The 18,725-nt window shown below is 39.8% G+C and carries 19 protein-coding genes and 1 pseudogene; 5 read left to right on the forward strand and 15 right to left on the reverse strand.

The genetic code is table 11. From position 1 onward, the window contains the following. The first annotated feature begins 1 nt into the window (after position 1). Positions 2 to 598: a dephospho-CoA kinase gene (gene coaE, locus K6I41_RS17455; protein WP_049837984.1), complete on the forward strand. Its 597-nt coding sequence runs from the start codon at positions 2 to 4 to the stop codon at positions 596 to 598. Here coaE and K6I41_RS17460 read toward each other — a convergent pair. From K6I41_RS17460 to K6I41_RS17475, 4 genes are all read right to left on the reverse strand, one after another. Further along, positions 595 to 1,509 (reverse strand): DMT family transporter, encoded by a 915-nt coding sequence (locus K6I41_RS17460; protein ID WP_250374854.1) that lies wholly within the window; start codon positions 1,507 to 1,509, stop codon positions 595 to 597. The two genes, coaE and K6I41_RS17460, sit on opposite strands and share 4 nt — an antisense overlap. A 35-nt stretch (positions 1,510 to 1,544) precedes the next feature. Then, entirely contained in the window at positions 1,545 to 2,294 is a 750-nt protein-coding gene (gene rlmB, locus K6I41_RS17465) for a 23S rRNA (guanosine(2251)-2'-O)-methyltransferase RlmB (protein WP_004795029.1), read from the reverse strand. 102 nt (positions 2,295 to 2,396) lie between these two features. Further along, on the reverse strand, positions 2,397 to 2,723 hold the full coding sequence (gene ppnP / locus K6I41_RS17470) for a pyrimidine/purine nucleoside phosphorylase (RefSeq protein WP_004795031.1): 327 nt from the start codon (positions 2,721 to 2,723) through the stop codon (positions 2,397 to 2,399). A 76-nt stretch (positions 2,724 to 2,799) separates the two neighbouring features. Beyond that, the gene (locus K6I41_RS17475; RefSeq protein ID WP_250374855.1) at positions 2,800 to 4,110 is read right to left on the reverse strand and encodes a tetratricopeptide repeat protein; all 1,311 of its coding nucleotides are present in this window, start codon (positions 4,108 to 4,110) and stop codon (positions 2,800 to 2,802) included. A gap of 114 nt (positions 4,111 to 4,224) precedes the next feature. Here K6I41_RS17475 and recN point away from each other — a divergent pair, with 114 nt between their 5' ends. The 3 genes from recN to ruvX all read left to right on the forward strand — a co-directional run bounded on the left by recN (position 4,225) and on the right by ruvX (position 7,012). Continuing rightward, entirely contained in the window at positions 4,225 to 5,892 is a 1,668-nt protein-coding gene (gene recN / locus K6I41_RS17480) for a DNA repair protein RecN (RefSeq protein ID WP_250374856.1), read from the forward strand. Between the two features lie 125 nt (positions 5,893 to 6,017). Next, the gene (locus tag K6I41_RS17485) at positions 6,018 to 6,572 is read left to right on the forward strand and encodes a YqgE/AlgH family protein (protein WP_003654562.1); all 555 of its coding nucleotides are present in this window, start codon (positions 6,018 to 6,020) and stop codon (positions 6,570 to 6,572) included. Then, entirely contained in the window at positions 6,572 to 7,012 is a 441-nt protein-coding gene (ruvX, locus tag K6I41_RS17490) for a Holliday junction resolvase RuvX (protein WP_004795038.1), read from the forward strand. Before K6I41_RS17485 ends, ruvX begins: the two co-directional genes overlap by 1 nt. Positions 7,013 to 7,068: 56 nt before the next feature. Here ruvX and K6I41_RS17495 read toward each other — a convergent pair whose 3' ends face one another. From K6I41_RS17495 to K6I41_RS17510, 4 genes and pseudogenes are all read right to left on the reverse strand, one after another. Continuing rightward, complete coding sequence (locus K6I41_RS17495) at positions 7,069 to 8,070, reverse strand: HlyD family secretion protein (RefSeq protein ID WP_004795040.1); 1,002 nt, start codon at positions 8,068 to 8,070, stop codon at positions 7,069 to 7,071. Between the two features lie 39 nt (positions 8,071 to 8,109). Next, complete coding sequence (locus K6I41_RS17500; RefSeq protein ID WP_004795042.1) at positions 8,110 to 8,316, reverse strand: DUF1656 domain-containing protein; 207 nt, start codon at positions 8,314 to 8,316, stop codon at positions 8,110 to 8,112. Continuing rightward, positions 8,309 to 10,408: an FUSC family protein gene (locus tag K6I41_RS17505; protein WP_250374857.1), complete on the reverse strand. Its 2,100-nt coding sequence runs from the start codon at positions 10,406 to 10,408 to the stop codon at positions 8,309 to 8,311. Before K6I41_RS17505 ends, K6I41_RS17500 begins: the two co-directional genes overlap by 8 nt. Further along, positions 10,399 to 10,530, reverse strand: a pseudogene (locus tag K6I41_RS17510) (hypothetical protein). The gene K6I41_RS17505 and the pseudogene K6I41_RS17510 overlap by 10 nt, the downstream one beginning before the upstream one ends. A gap of 367 nt (positions 10,531 to 10,897) precedes the next feature. Here K6I41_RS17510 and K6I41_RS17515 point away from each other — a divergent pair. After that, on the forward strand, positions 10,898 to 11,671 hold the full coding sequence (locus K6I41_RS17515; RefSeq protein ID WP_250374858.1) for an IclR family transcriptional regulator: 774 nt from the start codon (positions 10,898 to 10,900) through the stop codon (positions 11,669 to 11,671). A 184-nt stretch (positions 11,672 to 11,855) separates the two neighbouring features. On the opposite strand, the gene K6I41_RS17520 is transcribed toward K6I41_RS17515, so the two are convergent. The 7 genes from K6I41_RS17520 to K6I41_RS17555 form a co-directional block, all read right to left on the reverse strand. Then, on the reverse strand, positions 11,856 to 12,467 hold the full coding sequence (locus K6I41_RS17520) for an alpha-ketoglutarate-dependent dioxygenase AlkB family protein (protein WP_151821438.1): 612 nt from the start codon (positions 12,465 to 12,467) through the stop codon (positions 11,856 to 11,858). Further along, a complete protein-coding gene (locus tag K6I41_RS17525; RefSeq protein ID WP_350028587.1) occupies positions 12,464 to 13,318 on the reverse strand; it encodes a methylated-DNA--[protein]-cysteine S-methyltransferase in 855 nt (284 codons plus the stop codon). Before K6I41_RS17525 ends, K6I41_RS17520 begins: the two co-directional genes overlap by 4 nt. A gap of 125 nt (positions 13,319 to 13,443) precedes the next feature. After that, entirely contained in the window at positions 13,444 to 14,031 is a 588-nt protein-coding gene (pgsA, locus tag K6I41_RS17535) for a CDP-diacylglycerol--glycerol-3-phosphate 3-phosphatidyltransferase (protein ID WP_004795051.1), read from the reverse strand. Between the two features lie 118 nt (positions 14,032 to 14,149). Continuing rightward, positions 14,150 to 14,944: a thioesterase family protein gene (locus K6I41_RS17540; RefSeq protein ID WP_250374859.1), complete on the reverse strand. Its 795-nt coding sequence runs from the start codon at positions 14,942 to 14,944 to the stop codon at positions 14,150 to 14,152. Positions 14,945 to 15,064: 120 nt separating this feature from the next. Continuing rightward, a complete protein-coding gene (uvrC, locus tag K6I41_RS17545) occupies positions 15,065 to 16,864 on the reverse strand; it encodes an excinuclease ABC subunit UvrC (protein ID WP_049837991.1) in 1,800 nt (599 codons plus the stop codon). Positions 16,865 to 16,997: 133 nt separating this feature from the next. Then, positions 16,998 to 17,528: a CHAP domain-containing protein gene (locus tag K6I41_RS17550; RefSeq protein WP_191900600.1), complete on the reverse strand. Its 531-nt coding sequence runs from the start codon at positions 17,526 to 17,528 to the stop codon at positions 16,998 to 17,000. Positions 17,529 to 17,716: 188 nt separating this feature from the next. After that, positions 17,717 to 18,553, reverse strand: coding sequence for a hypothetical protein (locus K6I41_RS17555; protein ID WP_250374860.1), 837 nt, complete (start codon positions 18,551 to 18,553; stop codon positions 17,717 to 17,719). Positions 18,554 to 18,725 lie beyond the last annotated feature (172 nt).

An 18,725-nucleotide genomic window follows, 5' to 3' on the forward strand; every position in this document is an offset into this window, starting at 1 on the left:
GATGGCTTTTATTCTGGGAGTCACAGGTGGTATTGGCAGTGGAAAATCTGCTGCAACACAATGGTTTGAATCCCAAGGAATACAAGTCGTCGATGCCGACATCGTTGCTCGCGAAGTGGTTGAAAAGGGCCAACCTGCCCTGCAAAAAATCCAACAAACTTTTGGAGACTGGGTGCTTCAATCCGATGGTAATCTCGATCGTCGTGCCCTACGCGAATATATTTTTCAAAATCCTGAAGCAAGACAAACACTCGAGAAAATCACGCATCCAGCTATTCGCCAATCTATTATTCAGCAGTTGCAAAACCCAAAAAGTCCTTATGTGATTTTAGTTTCACCACTACTTTTTGAAACCAACCAGCATGAATTGGTGAACCACACCTTATTAGTTGATGCGAGTGAACAAACTCAAATTCAGCGTGCAAGCCAACGTGATGGGCAAAACCAAGAACAAATTCAGAAAATTATTGCAGCGCAAATGCCACGCGAACGTAAACGCGAACTTGCCAATGATATTGTGTTTAATGATGGATTACTCGAACATTTACATCAGCAATTAGAGCCGTTACATCAAAGTTATTTAAAGCGTACAAACTAATTTGATTTATTTTGCTGCTTAATTTGTTGTGCCAAGCTATCTGGTCGGAACCATCGCCAAGGTTGTAAGGCACCGATTCCCATTCCGACCAAGCCCACAACAATAGATGGACTTAATGCTTCACCGAGTAAAGGTACCGCTAAAATGGCAGCAATAAACGGCGCCAAAGTTACAATACTTCCTGTTTTAAAAGCGCCAAGTCGCTGAATCGCTGCCACATAAGTCAGAGTTGCAATAATAACCACAAATACACCATGGAAAATGCCCTGTATCGCTAAATGGACAGGACTAACTTCCATAAAATGCTTTGGTAAAAATAAAGCATAGATGGGCAAGTAAATAATTGCAGACCAAATCGCAACACTTGCCATAGAGTGCCATGCAGAAAGTTTCCACTGTTTAAGTAATACAGTGAAAATACCCCACCAAATCGCACTAATAAAAAGAAGTAAATCACCCACGCCAAAAGCAGAAGCATTACCTTGCAACATCAACACACTCATGAGCATCAAGGCAGTAATCATAATTACCAGACTCACCCATGTATGCTTATCAAACGGTTGCCTAAATAAAATGTATGCTGCAAAAGCAGTACAAATTGGGATACAACCATTTAAGAAAATTGCAGCATGCGCAGCGGGAGCATAGAGAAAAGCGGTATAGACGGTGAGACAATAAATGACCCCGCCAATCAAGGCCAAAATAACAGCATGCTTACTCCATAAAAAAGCGAGATCTTTTTTATAGATTAAAATCGGCATCAAAATCAGGAAGGCTATAGCGAAACGCAGTGCGGCAATGTCCCAAGCACTGATATGCCACTGTGCATTTAAACGGGCAAAAAGCGTAAACCCGCCCCAAATGCACATGGTCACCAATACAAAGAAATAACCTTGCTTACGGGGAGACATATCAAGATGACTTAAAAACTAGAAAGGCAGCGAGATTATACCTCAGAACGCTGACGGCAAGCCTCATAAAGTGCCATACCTGTCGCTACGCTGACATTTAGACTTTGTAGATTTCCTGACATCGGAATATAAACTTTATGATCACACTGCGCCTGTGTAATAGGACGCAAACCAGTGTCTTCAGCTCCCATTACAATCACAACTGCGCCAGAAAAATCACATTTTTGTAGTGGCAATGCACTTTCATCAAGCATAGTGCCAATTACGCGTACATGAGTTGTTTCTTTAAGATGAGCCAATGTACGAGCTAAATTTGTGACTTGAATAAATTTAACTTTCTCGGCTCCACCCGCTGCAACCTTACGAGCAGTTGGTGTCAAACTAGCCGAACGATCACGAGGCACAATAACAGCTTGCACGCCCATCGCAGCAGCGGTACGGATGCAAGCCCCTAAGTTATGCGGGTCTGTCACCTGATCCAATGCCAACAACAAAGCATCTGGAGTTTCTCTTAAAATTTGATCAAGATCTTGCTCATTCAAGACAGGATGTGGACGTACGGCGGCAACTACACCTTGATGAAATGGTAGACCTGCAAGTTTCTCAAGACTATCACGGCTTGCTTTTTGTACACTGATTCCAAAAGGCTCTGCCAATTGCAAAATCTTTTGCAAACGCTGATCATCCCGTCCTTTTAAAGTAAACAGGGTTAGCACACGCTCCGGCTCAAGTTCTAACAATGACTCCACTGAATGAACGCCATAATAATATTCCTGTTTTGCCATGCATGACCTCTAACAACGTTTGAGCAAAAAAATAAAAATCCTGCAAAGCCAACTTCACAGGATTTCTTTGGGCATAGTGTACCCGATTTGAACAGGAATTTCTTAGCCTTCTAAATGGCATACATAATCGAGTACTTCGTCAGTTTCGATTTTAAAAAGACTGTTGCCCGGTACATAAAATGATTGGCCTGCACGGAACAATTCACTTTCAGTACTGTCTGCAATTGTTACGCGACATTCACCTGAAATAATTTCCATACGTTCAGGAACATGCGTTTCAAAAGTTAAAGCTTGCTCAGTCGGCAAAATAACACCTAATGTTTTTTTAGTTCCATCTTCAAATTGCACGGTATGGCTGATACATGCTCCACCAAAATAAACGTTTGATTTTTTGATGACCGTTACATGATCAAATTGGGTTGAACTCATGCAGATTCTCCAGATAATGCCGTATTTATATAAATTATGATGAATGTAGTTTAATTGTGCCTAAATAACTAATCAATCAGTTTTCATACGGATAGACTTGTAATTTCCACTGCTGTGCCTGAATTTTTTTGGCAAAAGCATAAGGTAAGTTAATCTCAATATTTCGACTATTCGACACAATTGCATCGTATCTGCAAACTTCGACCTGATTTTCATCTAGGAGTATCCAACACACTTTTTGCGCCGTTGGATGGACAACTGCTGTAGCAATTACCGGTGAACCGTCATTCATTCCTACATGAAAATTTTCACTGTCGCTTTGCATTAACGCCAGATCATAAGCTGGAAAATCGATAGCATCTGAATCGAATTGCTGACTATCGTGTATAAGCACACTTTGTTTTAAAGTCGGCCAAATACAGTAGCGCAAATAATGTTGATCCATCACCCGATTATCCAGATAACGTCCGGTGGCAACATAATCTCTGATATGTGCTTCAATATTATGAAAAATCCCTGTACACCCGCCCCACATTCCAGCCAAAATTAACTCAGTATGAGAATAATTATCGCGCATTAAATGAAACCATTTATCACTCTTGAGCCATGCATCTACAGCCGCCTTTTCGCGGTGCGACACAATAGAGTCGGCATCACGTATTAGAAAACGCTTAATTGTAGGATCATCCATCACAAAAAAGCGCCAAAACAGGCCAGATAGTTGTTTTTGAGAATCTGTAACTTGAATGACTTGCGCACCCTTTTCTTTTAACCGCTGTTGTACCAGTACTGGCACACTATCATCGACATAAAATCGACACGTCCATTCTGGATAAATCTGTTTGGCTAGCTGAGTATTTAAAATAGAGGTTTCACAATAACGAGGATTTGCCCCAAATAATGAGAAGGCAATAATATTTTCTGCAGGGTTTGTACTAAATGCTGGTGGTGCATGATCTGGAATCGATAAAATAGGTTCGCTCTTGGCTAGCTCTTTTTTTGTTGTAATTGCTAAGCGTCCAAATTTGATTGTTTCTTCTTTTTTATTTAAATGATGACAAACCTCTGTGAGTCCATCATATAAGTTTGTATTTACGTTAGTTCCACTGGCCTGAATCGCTTGTAAATAATGTTGATAGGCTTCGTTATAACGGCCTAAGCGTAATTCGGTATAAGCCAAGTCAGATAAAGCTCCCGGATGCTTAGGAACTAAGCTAACAGCTTGTTTAACATGTTGATAAGCTTTGGCATAATCACCTTGTGCAGCTGCTTGTTTAAATGCATTAAAATGTTGATTTAAAATTTTATTCATTTCCGCAGGATTGTTTTTTTTATGACGATTGACCATCCCTATGGGTGGTTTCGGTAAGCTGAATGTTTTTTTCATTGTAAATATCCGCAATCTTGCTGTTCTATAATTTCAGTTAGAATAATAGATCACTTGTAGCAAATTCAAAACTTCTCTATCTTTAACCCATAATTTGGCGCGTTGGATGCGTTTATGCTCACACATTTAACTTTAATTAATTTTGCATTAGCTGATCATTTAGCTATTGATATAAAACAGGGATTTAATGTTCTAACAGGCGAAACAGGTGCCGGAAAATCATTATTACTGGATGCACTTTCTGCCTGCCTCGGGGAACGTACAGATACAAATTATGTCCGTTATGGTTCGGACAAAGCGGATATTACCGCGGTTTTCACCTATCAGAATAATAGTCCTGAAGCAAAATGGCTCCAAGACCACGAGCTAGATGATGATTCTGGGGAAATTCATTTACGTCGTGTTATTTTTGCAACTGGCCGTAGTAAGGCATGGGTTAATGGGCGCCCGAGCAGTCTATCTGAACTTAAAGAGTTAGGGCGTTTACTGGTTCAACTCTATAGTCAGCACAGCCAGCAGCAGCTACTTGAACCGCCTTATCCAAAGCATTGGCTAGACCGTTATAACAATTTTTATGCTGAAGCTAATGATGTCCGTGAAGCCTATAGCTTATGGCAACGTACCATTCGTTTGCACCAAGCAGCCCTAGATGCACAAGCAACCCGCCTACAACGGATTGGTACTTTAGAGCATCAAATTGAAGAACTCGAAGAGGTCATTCAAACCGACTATAAAGAAATTGAGCAAGAGTTTGATCGACTTAGTCATCATGAACATATCATGCAAGACTGTAGCTTTAGCTTAAATGTCTTAGATGAGGCTGAGCAGAACATTACTCAAGAAATATCTTCGATTATTCGCAGATTAGAGTCCCATGCGGGGCGCAGTGAACAACTTTCTGAGATCTATAATTCTCTACTAAATGCTCAAAGTGAAATAGATGATGCAACGGCAAACTTGCGTCAATTTATAGATCGTCAAAGTTTTGATCCCGAGCGAATGGAAGAACTAAATTCCAAATTGGAAGTTTTCCATCGTCTGGCACGTAAATACCGCACTCAACCGGAAATACTTAAAGAAGAATACGAAACTTGGCAGAGTGAGCTTGAGCAATTGCATCAACTTGAAGACCCAGAAACACTGGCAGAACAAGTTGAAAAATCGCATGAGGAGTTTTTAGAAAAAGCTCAGCATTTAGACAATATTCGTCGTGAAGCTGCCGCTCCGCTTGCGAAACAATTAACTGAACAAGTGAAACCTTTAGCACTACCAGAAGCACACTTCGAGTTTAAGTTCGAACCATTAGAGCAGCCAGGCGCAGAGGGTTTAAGCTTTATTCAACTTTTATTTACTGCCAATAAAGGTATTCCTCCACAACCATTGGCACGAGTGGCCTCAGGTGGTGAGCTTTCTCGTATTGCCCTCGTAATGCAAGTCATGAATGCAGAAAAAACTGAATCTGAAGTTTTGGTGTTTGATGAGATTGATGTCGGGATTAGTGGTGGTACCGCAGAAGTTGTAGGACGTTTACTTGCTGACTTAGCACAACATGTCCAGCTCTTATGTATTACTCACCAAGCACAAGTTGCTGCACAGTCTGATCAGCATTTATTAGTTAAAAAACAACAAACTGACCCAGCCAGCAGTACAATTGTAGAACTTGATGAAAATCAAATCATTTTTGAGTTAGCTCGCATGTCAGGTGGTGTTGAAATTAATGAAACAACCTTGCAGCACGCAAAACAATTACGCCAACTTAAATTTCAGGCTTCTTCAAATTAATAAAGAAAATGAGAGAAAAAGATTGGCGAAATCCGATTAACTCTTGTATGTTGATAAAAAGAACCTATATAGATAAAAGGGTCGAGAGACCCTCTAGTGACATTTTTTGAGGGAGAACCGCTTAGGTGACCAAACAATATCTGACTCACCGTTGTCTGATTGCCCCGCCAGAAATGGCAGATGACTTTTTCGCAAACACTGTAATTTATCTTGCCCGTCATGATGAAGAAGGTGCTCAAGGCATTATTATTAATCGTCCTTCTGGTATTCAAATTAAAGAATTACTCAATGATCTCGACATTGAAGCAGACAATGTAAATCCACATGCGGTTTTACAAGGTGGGCCATTACGTCCTGAAGCTGGATTTGTTCTTCATACTGGACAACCAACATGGCATTCATCTATTGCTGTAGGTGAAAATGTTTGTATTACCACCAGTAAAGATATTCTTGATGCGATTGCCCATAATGAAGGCGTAGGTCGATATCAGATCGCTTTAGGCTATGCGAGCTGGAGCAAAAATCAGTTAGAAGACGAAATCACGCGTGGTGACTGGCTCATTTGTGATGCTGATATGGATCTGATTTTTAACCTGCCTTATGACGACCGTTGGGATGCAGCTTATAAAAAAATTGGTGTAGATCGTGCGTGGCTAGCATCTGAAATCGGACACGCTTAATGACCGAAACACAATCAAAATCGATTATGGCTTTTGACTTTGGTACTCAAAAAATGGGAATGGCGATTGGCCAGTCTTCAATTGAAAGTGCCAACCCTCTCCCTCTATTTGTTATGAAAGATGGCATCCCAAATTGGGATCAACTCTTAAAAATTGTGAAAGAATGGCAACCCAATTTATTTTTGGTTGGCCTGCCATTAAATATGGATGATAGTGAGTCAGAACTCTCTACACGTGCCCGCAAATTTGCGAGACGTTTACGCCATCAAACCAACATAGAAACATTGATGGTAGATGAACGTTTAACTACTCGTGAAGCAAGAGAAGAGCTAGGTTTTTACCAAGAACAAGGTCGAGCAAAAAAGCTCTCGGCTGATAGTTTTGCTGCTGCACTACTCATTCAGAGTTGGTATCGAAATCCAGTTGGATTAACGCCATAAAACAAAAAAGCATGTAATTAAAACTACATGCTTTTTTTAATTAAATCATTTCGATTTTATTTTTCAACGATATGCACAGTCGCAGTTCGTCCAGAGACAAAAGCAAGTTCATTCTTCGGTGTTTCATCTAATACAATTTTCACAGGCACACGCTGCGCTAAACGAACCCAACTAAAAGTTGGATTTACATTAGCAAGAAGCTTAGAACTGCTTGAGCGCTCACGATCTTCAATACCCGATGCAATACCTTGTACATGACCTTTAATTTTCTGGTTATCACCCATTAATTGCACAGTAGCCTGATCGCCTACATGAATACGATTTAACTTCGTCTCTTCAAAGTAACCCACCACATAGAGCTGTTTACGATCAAGTAATGCTGCAACAGCCTGTCCAACTTGAACATAGTTACCTGGGCGCATATCAAAGTTAGATAATGTACCATCAGCTGGAGCAATGACTGCGGCACGATGCATATTAAGCTCGGCCAAATGCAAATTGCTCGTTGCAACCTCAATGAGGGCCTGTTGTTGTTTAACAGTTGCTTCCGCCTGCTGAATTGCTGCTTGGAGTTGCTCATGCTCTGCAAGGGATTGATCACGTGTGGCAAACACTTGGTCTTGTTCTTGTTTAGAGATAGCGCCATCCATTAGGTTCGAGTAACGACCAGCATTTTTCTCGGCCAATTTGATATTACTGGCCGATTTAATCAAGTTCGCTTTTGCTTGTGCCAAACCCGCCTGCGCTTGAGCAAAGGCAGCGTTTGCTTTTGCTAAATCCGATTTGGCCTGCTCTACATCTAAAGCTCGACGAGAAACATCAATTTTAAAGAGCACCTGACCTTTTTTTACAGTCTGGTTATCTTGAACCAATACTTCTGTGACAAGGCCAGCGACATCCGAAGATACTTGAATAACATCACCACGCACTCGACCATCGCGTGTCCACGGCGCTGCATTATAGTAGTTCCACAAATGCACAATGGTATAGACCGCCACCATTAATGCGACAATCAAAATTACTGGACGGATGACCTTTTTCAAATCCACCTGATTCATTTCACTCACCTAACTCAATCTTTAATTTCGCAATCATCTCTATGCACCCACTCCAACAAAAATTTGATGTATTACCAAAAGCAATAAAAGGTAAAAGCACAAATTGAAAATACTAGGTAATGCAATCCAGCCTTGTGCAATCCACTTGTTGGTCAAAGGACTTAACCCACGAAAACATATATATGCCAAGAGGGCTTGAACGAGCAAAGAAGGCACGTAAATACCATAAACATTAAACTCACCCATTTGCTGTCGCTCCTCTCAAGGTACTGTTCTCATTCATTTGATCTGATGAAACATGACACATGCTATAAGCAATATTGTTAAGTGAAATGAGTAATCTTTGTCGCATCGTCATATCTTCAATATTTGAAGCAAGCTGTTTTAATTCAAATAAACCGTGATGGATTTGCTCAACCAAAGCCACCGTATTATCTACATCATTTTCTTTGGCTCTAAACAATTCATCTAGATTTTGTTGCAAATTTCCGATGTGATGAGCCAGTTCTGAATTTTGCGGAGACTGATTTGCCAGTTCTTGTAATCTACTTAAATCGACAATACTGCTCGACTCAATCAATGCTTGATGAATTGAGGTTTTAATCTCATTAGATTGCACTACTTTACTGTTAAGAATTCCAATTCGGTCCAGCATACTGCGTAGGTGAACTTTAAAATCAAGACCATAAGGCAAATAGATCGCTTGTCTCATTGCACGATAATGCAAGGCCAGAATACGGCTGGCACTCGTGTCTGGAGACATTGCACGAACAACGTCGATAACAACTAAAGACACTAAGACACCTAAAATCATGGCAAAAGAACCATCAAGATAAGACACCGCATCCATGCTATAAGCATTATGTAGATTTAGGCCCATCATGGTATTAATACCCAACACCATACCTACTGGCATAAGCATTTGATTGGCCATCATAGACACAGCAAACAGGAACATCGGCAATAGAACCAGTCCAAGTTCCCAGAATGTGGTGACATGAGGGAAAATACCAAATGCATAAACAAAGACTAAAACTGCTGAAGCAATACTGCCCCAGATAAAAATACGTAAAACCGGAACGGGATTATCTAAGGCCGTTAAAATACAGGCTGTTACTGCGCCCATTTGCGCCATCATAAATCCAGCTTTCCATCCCGAAATAATCCAGACCCCAGTCACAATAAATGTAATAAGAACTGCACTAATGCCACCTCGAATAGCCACACCATGGTCACGGTGTAAACTTGGATATTTGGTGGTCATTGGCGTAATGTTGTCAGGGATTTCTTTATTGCCTTGCTGAATTCTTTGCCACAAGACTTTAACCGCTAAAACATTGCTAATGAAATGGCGTACATCCATTTTCATAGCTGCGACCAAAACTTGCTGATGTGTCGAAGCCGATTCCATCAAACTCAAGAAATCACTTTCAAACTCATCTGGTAACTGCAAAATATTTTCATCAATAATTAAATCTTTTTGCTCCAGAAAATGAACAACATGTGCTGAGAGCTGTTGCAGTTTTTCTGAATGAGTTTCGATAAACCGAAGTTCTTGAAGCTGCTTAATACGTTCAGATAAAGCAACCAGATTCGCAACGACCATTGAGATTTGATGAAGCATTTCCTGCAAGGGTTTGGTCATGCCATGCAACTCACCCTTCTCATAACTCAAATGTACTGCCAAAGCATGAATATCTGTGGTGTCGCGAGTAATAGTGGCTAAAAGTTGAGTATTGTTCTGCTGAGGGTCAGCAGTTAATAAATTAGCAAACAAATTCTCTGTATCTTTAAGCGTTTTGATGACGCGCTGCTTAATCGCAGAACCAATGTGCATTGGAAGAATCGTGGCAGAAACCACAGCGCTTGAAATTACCCCAATCGAAATCTCAATGACCCGAGCTAAAGCAATATCAAAAATATTGTATTGATCAATATACGTAATCGCATTGAAGACAATCATGGCTGTCGAGTAACCCACCAGCATAAAAGCATAACTGCGTGGAGTCCGGTCAAGTAAAGACACATAAAGTGCAAAACCTACCCACAACGACAACACTACGGTAAACAACCAAGGTGTATTAATGAGATGTGGCGTTAGTGTTAAGGCAACCACTGCCCCACCCATCGTTCCTATAACACGATAGACACACTTAGAGGACACCATCCCTGAATAAGGATTGGCAATAATCAGGACTGTACCAATCGACCACATCGGGTTAATCAGATCTAATTCAAATGAAACAAATAACGCCAACATTCCGGCAATAAATGTTTTTATTGCAAAGATCAGATCAAGCCTACTCGGGCGAAACGCCAGTATTTGCTTTAATAACATGAACTCATCTCAAATACAGATTTGAACTGATGAGCATGCCCTTCAATGTTCAATTGTCTTTCTAGAGACAACAAAACTTTGCCATTTGCCTAAAAGCAAATGAGATGAGGAGCATCCTTCAATACAATGATTTTTCCACATCCTGCCTGATTGGCCCAGATGATTTCAATTTGGGCGCTATTTAAACGGCCAAACTTTGGAAAGAAGAGGTATCAAGAAATTCGCCTAGAACCGACTAATTTCTCGATTAGATATTTTGTTTGGCAATTTTTTCAAAATAAAGCAATTTAGTCAACTAAAATATCTCCATTTGATAATTTGATATGTTTTTTAATTATCGTATATGATGTATTAGCCAAGAGAAGTTTTCTCTTTGTCAGAGTAAAATACTCAAATCAGGCATTTATTTTAGAATTGAGACAAATTCTCTTTTTTTCTGTTATAAAAACTCAAAGATGACTCATTGTTAAAGGATACGAACAAGACACTATGGCAATTTCAAGTTTTGGCAAAATTTTAACCGTACTGGACTTATTTTCAGTTTCGCGTCCAGTCATTAATGTCGATATTATTTGCGAAGAACTTGGCTTGTCTAAACCAACCAGTTACCGTTACCTCAAAGAACTAGTGTCTACTGATCTATTAAAACGCATTAATGGGACATCTGGCGATTATACCTTAGGCTCAAAAATTGCAGTTCTTGACTATATATCTCGCACAACAGACCCATTAGTTCAAATCAGCACACCGTTTATGCGAAATATTGTAGAGCGCACCGAACTGTGCTGCTTGCTTACCTATTTAAATGATGACTATTGCATCGACATTCATCATGAAATATTTAAAGACACCGAATTACTTTCATATGGCCGAGGCTGCCCAAGACCGATTTACGTTGGGTCATCTCCAAAAACGATGGTTTCGCATTTAAGTAAACAACGGATGCAAGATTACTATCATCGCTATCAGCAAGAATTAAAACAATCAGGTTTTGCTGAAGATGAACCGAGCTTTATTCAGCGTATGCGTAAAATTAAAAAACAAGGCTTCTATTTCTCACAAGGTGAGATTGACCCAAATGTTTCTGGGCTTGCCGTTCCAGTACGTTTTTCGAACAAAGAAGTACCTTTAGCTTTAACTCTAGTTGCCTCTAAAAATCGTTTTGATTTTTTAAATGTTGAAAAGCTCATAGAAATTTTACAAGAAAATGCAGGACTTATTGAGCAGCGTTTTATGGAGTTATCTGAAAAAGGTGAAATCTAAAACCCCACCTTATGATAATTTAACCTTTTCTTACACTTTAAAATATTGAATATCTCACAATATTCTCATATTATGATTTTAGCTCCTATTGATGATTCTTTTCATCAGCAGCTCATCAATAGAAGCATCCCCCTCAGAGGAATAAGCTCATGTTGCCATCATGGGCTTTTTTCTTGCCCAATTTTTATAAGAACTGAAATTGTCGAAAAGTAAGATTAATACGTGGCTGTAAAATTTTTGTTGAACGATTTAAACGGTGTTGCCAATATTGTTGCGTCTCACCACGCATCACAATGAGTTGACCTGGCTGGAGCCACAATTCAACTTTCTCTTTACTTTGAATATGTCTAAAAGAAAATTTTCGGGTAGCACCAAAGCTTAAAGAAGCGATTGTTGTGGTTTTTGCCAAAGACACATCCGAATCGCTGTGCCAAGCCATGCCTTGAGTTCCATCTTCATAGAGATTTGCTAAGCAAGAATTAAATTTCTCTGAAAGTATTCGCTCTACCTGTTGTTTTAGTTTGGCGAGTGCTTTGTCCCACGGCAAAGAATCACGTGCGACACCCGAATATTTATATTGATAGTAGTCATCTCCATACCATGCAACTTTTCGAGCTGTAATAAAGTGCTTGCCATACAACTTAGCCTCGTCATGTTTCCATGCGAGGTGCTGGTAAAGATAGTGAAAATATTGTTCAGCTTCTTCAGGGCTTAAAATACAACCATAGTCCTGAACTTCACCATCGTAGGGTAATAAATTCTCACAGGGCTCTGGAGAAAATAAATCCAAGGTCATACGGTCTCTCCAGGTTGCTTTGACATCTCCCAAGCTAACAATGCCAATTTACGCCCCTTTTGCCAATGATATTCTCCGACCATTCCTGTTGCGCGGATCACTCGATGACAGGGAATCAAATATGCAATCGGATTTTGTCCAATTGCGGTGGCAACGGCTCGAACTGCTTTAGGTTTGCCAATTTGCTCAGCAATATCTTGATAGGTTCGTAATTGACCTTCTGGAATAGTCAATAACGCTTCCCAGACTTGCAACTGGAATGGAGTTCCAGCCAAATTAAGAGGAAGTTTCTGCTGTAAGTGTTCTGAAAAGTCTTGTTCGAACCACTCTGCAACTTGTTGATGCCAAATCGGTGACTGATTTTTCAATTGAGCTTTTGGAAAATACTGCTTAATTAAATCTTCAATATTGTCGTGAGTTTCGATAAACCGTATAGAACATATGCCTTTTTCACTACTGACAACCAACAACTCACCGAAGGGGCTTGTCTCAACCGAATAATTAAGAATAACGCCTTCGCCTTGCTGTTTATACTCACCAGGTGTCATCCCTTCGAGCTGAATAAACAGATCATGTAAACGACCAGTACCCGACAAACCTGTGTTTAAAGCAGTTTCTAATAAGCTTCGCTTTTGTAGCAAATAATATTTAGCCTGCTGCAAACTCATATATTGGACAAATTTTTTCGGGCTAATACCCACCCATTCCTGAAACTGACGTTGGATATAACCTGAACTTAAATTCATATGACTCGCAACATCGTCCAGACTCGGTTGTTGGTCTAGATGTTCATATAAATATTCAATTACATTGGCAATTACAGCAAATTGCCGAGAAGAAAGCATTTGCATGTGTCACCTCCTTAGCACTTATATCTTACATTAAAGTAGCTAAAGCCCCATGACGACCCGATTCTTGCACTTTTGAAAATAAAAAAGCCTTTCATTATAGAAAGGCTTAATCATTCAATATGTGCTTAAGGTTGCTTTAAATACGGCCAAGCTGCTTTAAGGTAAATAAACATTGACCATAAAGTTAAAATGACTGCTGTATATAACAACGCGTAAGCCAACATTTCTAAAGGTTGCCAATTGAGTAAGAACACACTAATCGCAATCATCTGAAAAGCTGTTTTATATTTACCTACTGTCGATACAGCCACACTCGTTCTTGCGCCAAGTTCTGCCATCCACTCACGTAAAGCAGAAACTGTAATTTCCCGTGAAATAATAACAATTGCCGCAAAAGCCATGGAAATGGTTGGATTCCACTGCACCAAAACAATAAGTGCTGCCGCCACCATGAGCTTATCTGCAACTGGATCTAAAAAACGGCCAAATGCTGAAGTCTGGTTTAAAGTTCGTGCCAAATAGCCATCAAACCAATCGGTAATAGCAGCCAACACAAAAATAGCCGTCAAGATAATATGACGACTCATATTTCCTGCTTGCTCACCAATACCCATTGCAGGCGGCCAATACGCAATCACCAAAAATACAGGAATAAGCGCGATACGCGCCAACGTTAGGATATTTGGGATATTCAGGATTCGCCCTGTGGTCATAAACACCGCCAATTTAGTCTTCATGCATCTTGTAACAGACAAAAATACATTCTTCAATATTGTATCTATCTGTAACAGCCACTTTATACGAAATATACGAATCGAGGAAGTGGACTGCTTAGGTAAATACCGTAACAGTTTGCCGTAAAATTGCAATTAAATGATCATTTTGGTCCCAAAGATGGGCATATTCCGTGGAATAACCTTCACCAGCATATTCAGTCACCACTTTATATTTAAACCAGTCACATAATTGATGTGGAAATGGATGGACATAGGTAATGTGCCAAGTTAAAGAACTTGCAGGTGCAACTTGTTTAAACATCGGCAATACACCAGGTGGCCAAATATCCATCAAAACAATTAAATCTGGCAATGTCATTTGACGATTTTCATGCTTCTCTGGAGAGAACCTTGACCATCCTCCAAAGTCAGCATACTGACTTCCTGTAACAGGATAATGACCTTCTGCCCAGCATACATCAAAATGTTGATAGCATTCTGGCATTTGTCTAGCAAAAGGAATTGATTGTAAATCTTCTGGTGGTGCATAAATTGGAACAATAGGTTCTTGTCGTACTTCAATATTCGACGTACGAGGCACACCAAAGCTTGCAACCAAAATGGTTTGTACCGCGCCATCTTGCCATAAACGGGTTTCAAGTGTAGTAACCGATTTCCCTTCCCTTAAAATTTCAACAGTCAATTGAGCGGGACCCTGCTGTACAGGCCCCACAAAAGTAGCACTACAACTCAATAATCTTTTATTTGGATCTTGAATATTGGCGCACGCTTTTTGCATCAGCAATCCCGCAACAAGACCGCCAAACACTGTGCGTCCCTGCAACCACCCTTCGGGTATTTCAATCCATTCCTTTTGTTTTATTTCTTCAAACAATTGCAGCAAAGACATTCCTTTCCCTAAAACAAAAGTGTTATTAGGGACGATCTTTCATCATTTTGATTGGAATGTGAATGGTCAATCCTTTAGTAATTGGCGAGTTATTTTGTCACTCCGCCTTTAAAACGATACTTATTCATGCAGAATTTTATAAATCGTTCGAGCCATCATTTCACCAAAACCAGGCACAAGCGTAAGCTCTTTTTCAGATGCTTTTAAAACACCTTGAATCCCACCAAAATGAGTTAATAAATCTCGACGGCGCTTTGGACCCAATCCCGGAATCGCTTCTAAAACTGAAGTGCTACGGCGTTTATCACGTTTAGCTCGGTGTTTAGTAATTGCGAAGCGATGGGCTTCATCACGTACCTGTTGAATCAAGTGCAATGCTTTATGATCTTCGGGTAACTGGATTTTTGTGCCATCTGTAAAATGCAGGGTCTCAAGGCCCGGTTTACGCCCTTCACCTTTCGATACGCCCACCATAAAAGCATCGAGCCCAAGCTCTTGCATAACTTCCATCGCCATGTGAAGCTGACCTTTACCACCATCAATCAACAACAGATCAGGCAATATGGCTTTTTTATAACGGCGTGTTAAGGCTTGGCGCATAGCAGCATAGTCATCGCCTGCGGTAATGTCTTGAATGGCAAATTGGCGATAGTCACGCTTACGAGCACCACCTTGGTCAAACACCACACACGACGCAATTGGAGCTTCGCCCATGGTATGGCTAATATCAAAACATTCGATGCGATCAACGGGTCTTCCAATCACTTGCTCTAACTGATGGAAACGTTCATTGAGTTCTAAATGGTTACTCAACTGCCCCTTAATGGCATGTTGAACATTCATTTCAGCTAACTCTAGCCACTCGGCACGAGTTTCTCGAACATTACTCTTAATCTGAACCTTTTTGCCAAACTGCTGTGCCAACGCTTCTTCTAATTCTTTACGGTCAGGCAATGCAATGTTCACAATCAGTTCATTGGGTACTTCATCTGCAACTTGAAAGTAAAAGTTTGCCATAAAGTCACTCAGCATTTGCCCAAGATCATCACCAAGCATGTCAGGGAAATAGCTTTTTCCACCTAGCATTCGTCCATTGCGTACATACATAATCTGTACGCATGTCACGCCAGCCTGATATGCAATAGCCAGAATATCTGCCTCACCTTTGACTTTAAACACAGCTTGTTGCGCTTGAACTTCACGAAGTAAAGATAGTCGATCACGGTAAAACACAGCTTTTTCAAATTCAAGTTCAGCTGCCGCTTGTTCCATTTTGGCAATAAGCTCTTGATTGAGCTCCTTCGTATCACCTTGCAAAAAGCGAATACTATTATTAATGTCTTCTTTATAATCTTCGGGTGAAATCAGCCCTACACAAGGTGCAGAGCAACGCTTGATCTGATATTGCAAACACGGGCGCTTGCGCTGTGCAAAATAGCTATTTTCACACTGACGTACATTAAAAAGCTTTTGTAGAACAAGTAAAGTATCACGCGCACTATAGGCACTTGGATAAGGTCCAAAGAACTTACCAATTTGGTGCTTCCCTTTGCCGCGACCACTAGCAAGCCGAGGATAGGGCTTATCTGCCGACACAAAAATATAGACATATGACTTATCGTCCCGCAGCATGATGTTATAAGGCGGACGATGTTGCTTAATTAAGTTTTGCTCGAGAAGTAATGCTTCAGTTTCTGAACGAGTGACTAACGTTTCAATATCATAAATTCTGGCAACTAAAGCCTGAGTTTTAGGATGCTCAATGGTTTTAACAAAATAACTCGATACCCGATTCTTTAGGTTTTTCGCTTTGCCGACATATAACAATTCTCCCTCTTTTCCTAGCATTTTATAAACACCTGGAAGTTGGGTCATGTGGGCTAAAATTTTTTCAATATGGGGACGAGCGTTTTGATTCACTATCGGCAGACATGGCTTAATACTGAATACCTAATGTGATGTTTTCAACCTGAGTTTTCAAGTGCTTTACTGTGCCACAAGCCAAATTTGGAAACAGATTTGGATATGCCCCGACAGACTATGTCGTACTCGCTTAAGAATCTAGGCGATAGTAGCTATATTTCACATCTTTTTCTTTATAGACCGCATAGGTTTTTTGACGAAAATCTGAGAACCAGCCATTCCCTGTATATCCCGCAATATGACCATATGTGTGGCCACTTGTCCGCTCAATAATATAAATATCGCCTTCTTGAGGACGATTAAAAGCAGGTTTAATTTTCTTATAACCGTTCTTCTCAAGCGTATGTCCCCAGTCTGAAGCTGCTACCGGATGCTTAGACACATCGGCGCCTGCTGCTTGTAAAGCAATGCGAATATTCTTGGCGCATTTCTCTTTACTATGGTTGGCAGATATACTTTCAAGCTTACTTGAGAACTTATGCAAATTAATATTTTGATCTTCAGATTGATGATTTTTCACATCAGATTTTTTATGTTTTTCAGTCGACGAAGCTGTTTGTCTTAACATCACTTTCATTTTTAAATCATCCTGAGAGCTTTCTTCTTTTCTCTCTGCGATATGATGAACATGTGCATGAACTGCGTGATGAGCATGAGCCATTTTAAAACCTACTTCCGCTAACCAGTCTTCGAAAAAACCGCGCCATTGTAGAATCAAAATTGGTCCTTGGCTTTTAATAGTTGTAACAAAATGCCAGCACTGTGAAATGAGTCACAAATTCTATTAAGTACTGTACAGCATAAAAAAACGCCCTTTCGGGCGTAATAAAAATACTTATTTATCTATCATTACTGGGTTAAAGATTCACCTTTCCAAGCCTTAAGCATAGTATTCGCAGCATTTTCAGTGACAAAATCACAATATTTACCTGCATAAGGTGGAACATATTCGTCAACACCAGACTTATGATGGTACTGTCCAGAATATTCGGTATCGTTTATTGTAAATTTCATTGCTAATAATAACTCATCACGCGACCAGTTAATACCTTGCCATGTTCCCATTACAGGCGCAGTAGCATTTGATTCTGTATATAAAGGTGCAGTACCGTCACTAGAGAACCCAATATAATCTTTATTGCTGTAGGTTTTATTAATCATCCAACAGGTTGAACCTTTAGGAAAATTAGCTACATTTTGTTGTAATAATGCATTGTAATAATCTTCAAAAAAGCCCTGTTGACTAAGTGGTAATGACTCATAAATCCACTGGCCTAAATATTTAGTCACTGGTTGACCGGAAATATCAATTTTAACTAAATCTTGATTTAGAAATAAATTATCGCCTTTCACTAAGTTGGCAGGTTGATAGTTTAAAGCTGTATCAGAAAATTGGACTTGAGAACCTAACAAATACCATGTGCCATCAGTTGTTTTAATCGGATCTAAAGTCACTCCCTGATCAGTGAAATAATGCTGACTAAGTTCATAACCTAATGGATGATTATCAGGATAGCTTATATAAATCTTATTATCCTGAATCTTATAGTTTTTCTTCTCAAGCATTGGATTTCCAGCGATCTGACTCGCAGAAAAACCGACAAGTCTCTCACCTTGTTCCTCTGTCTCATCATTACATGCCGAAAGTCCAAATGCACATAAACATGAAAGTATTAACTTTTTCATTATGTTCCTAAATTATTAATATAATGTAATCCGTATTATCAATGATTTGCTTTTTTTGGCAATGCAAATATTAAACAATTCAGATGAGAGGTAATATAGTTTTATTAAAAATTATTCTATAAAACTTAATATAAGACTAACTAAAACCATATAATTAGATAGGATAACTCAC

This window comes from Acinetobacter sp. AS23, assembly GCF_023612055.1.
GTDB classification, from domain to species: domain Bacteria; phylum Pseudomonadota; class Gammaproteobacteria; order Pseudomonadales; family Moraxellaceae; genus Acinetobacter; species Acinetobacter oleivorans.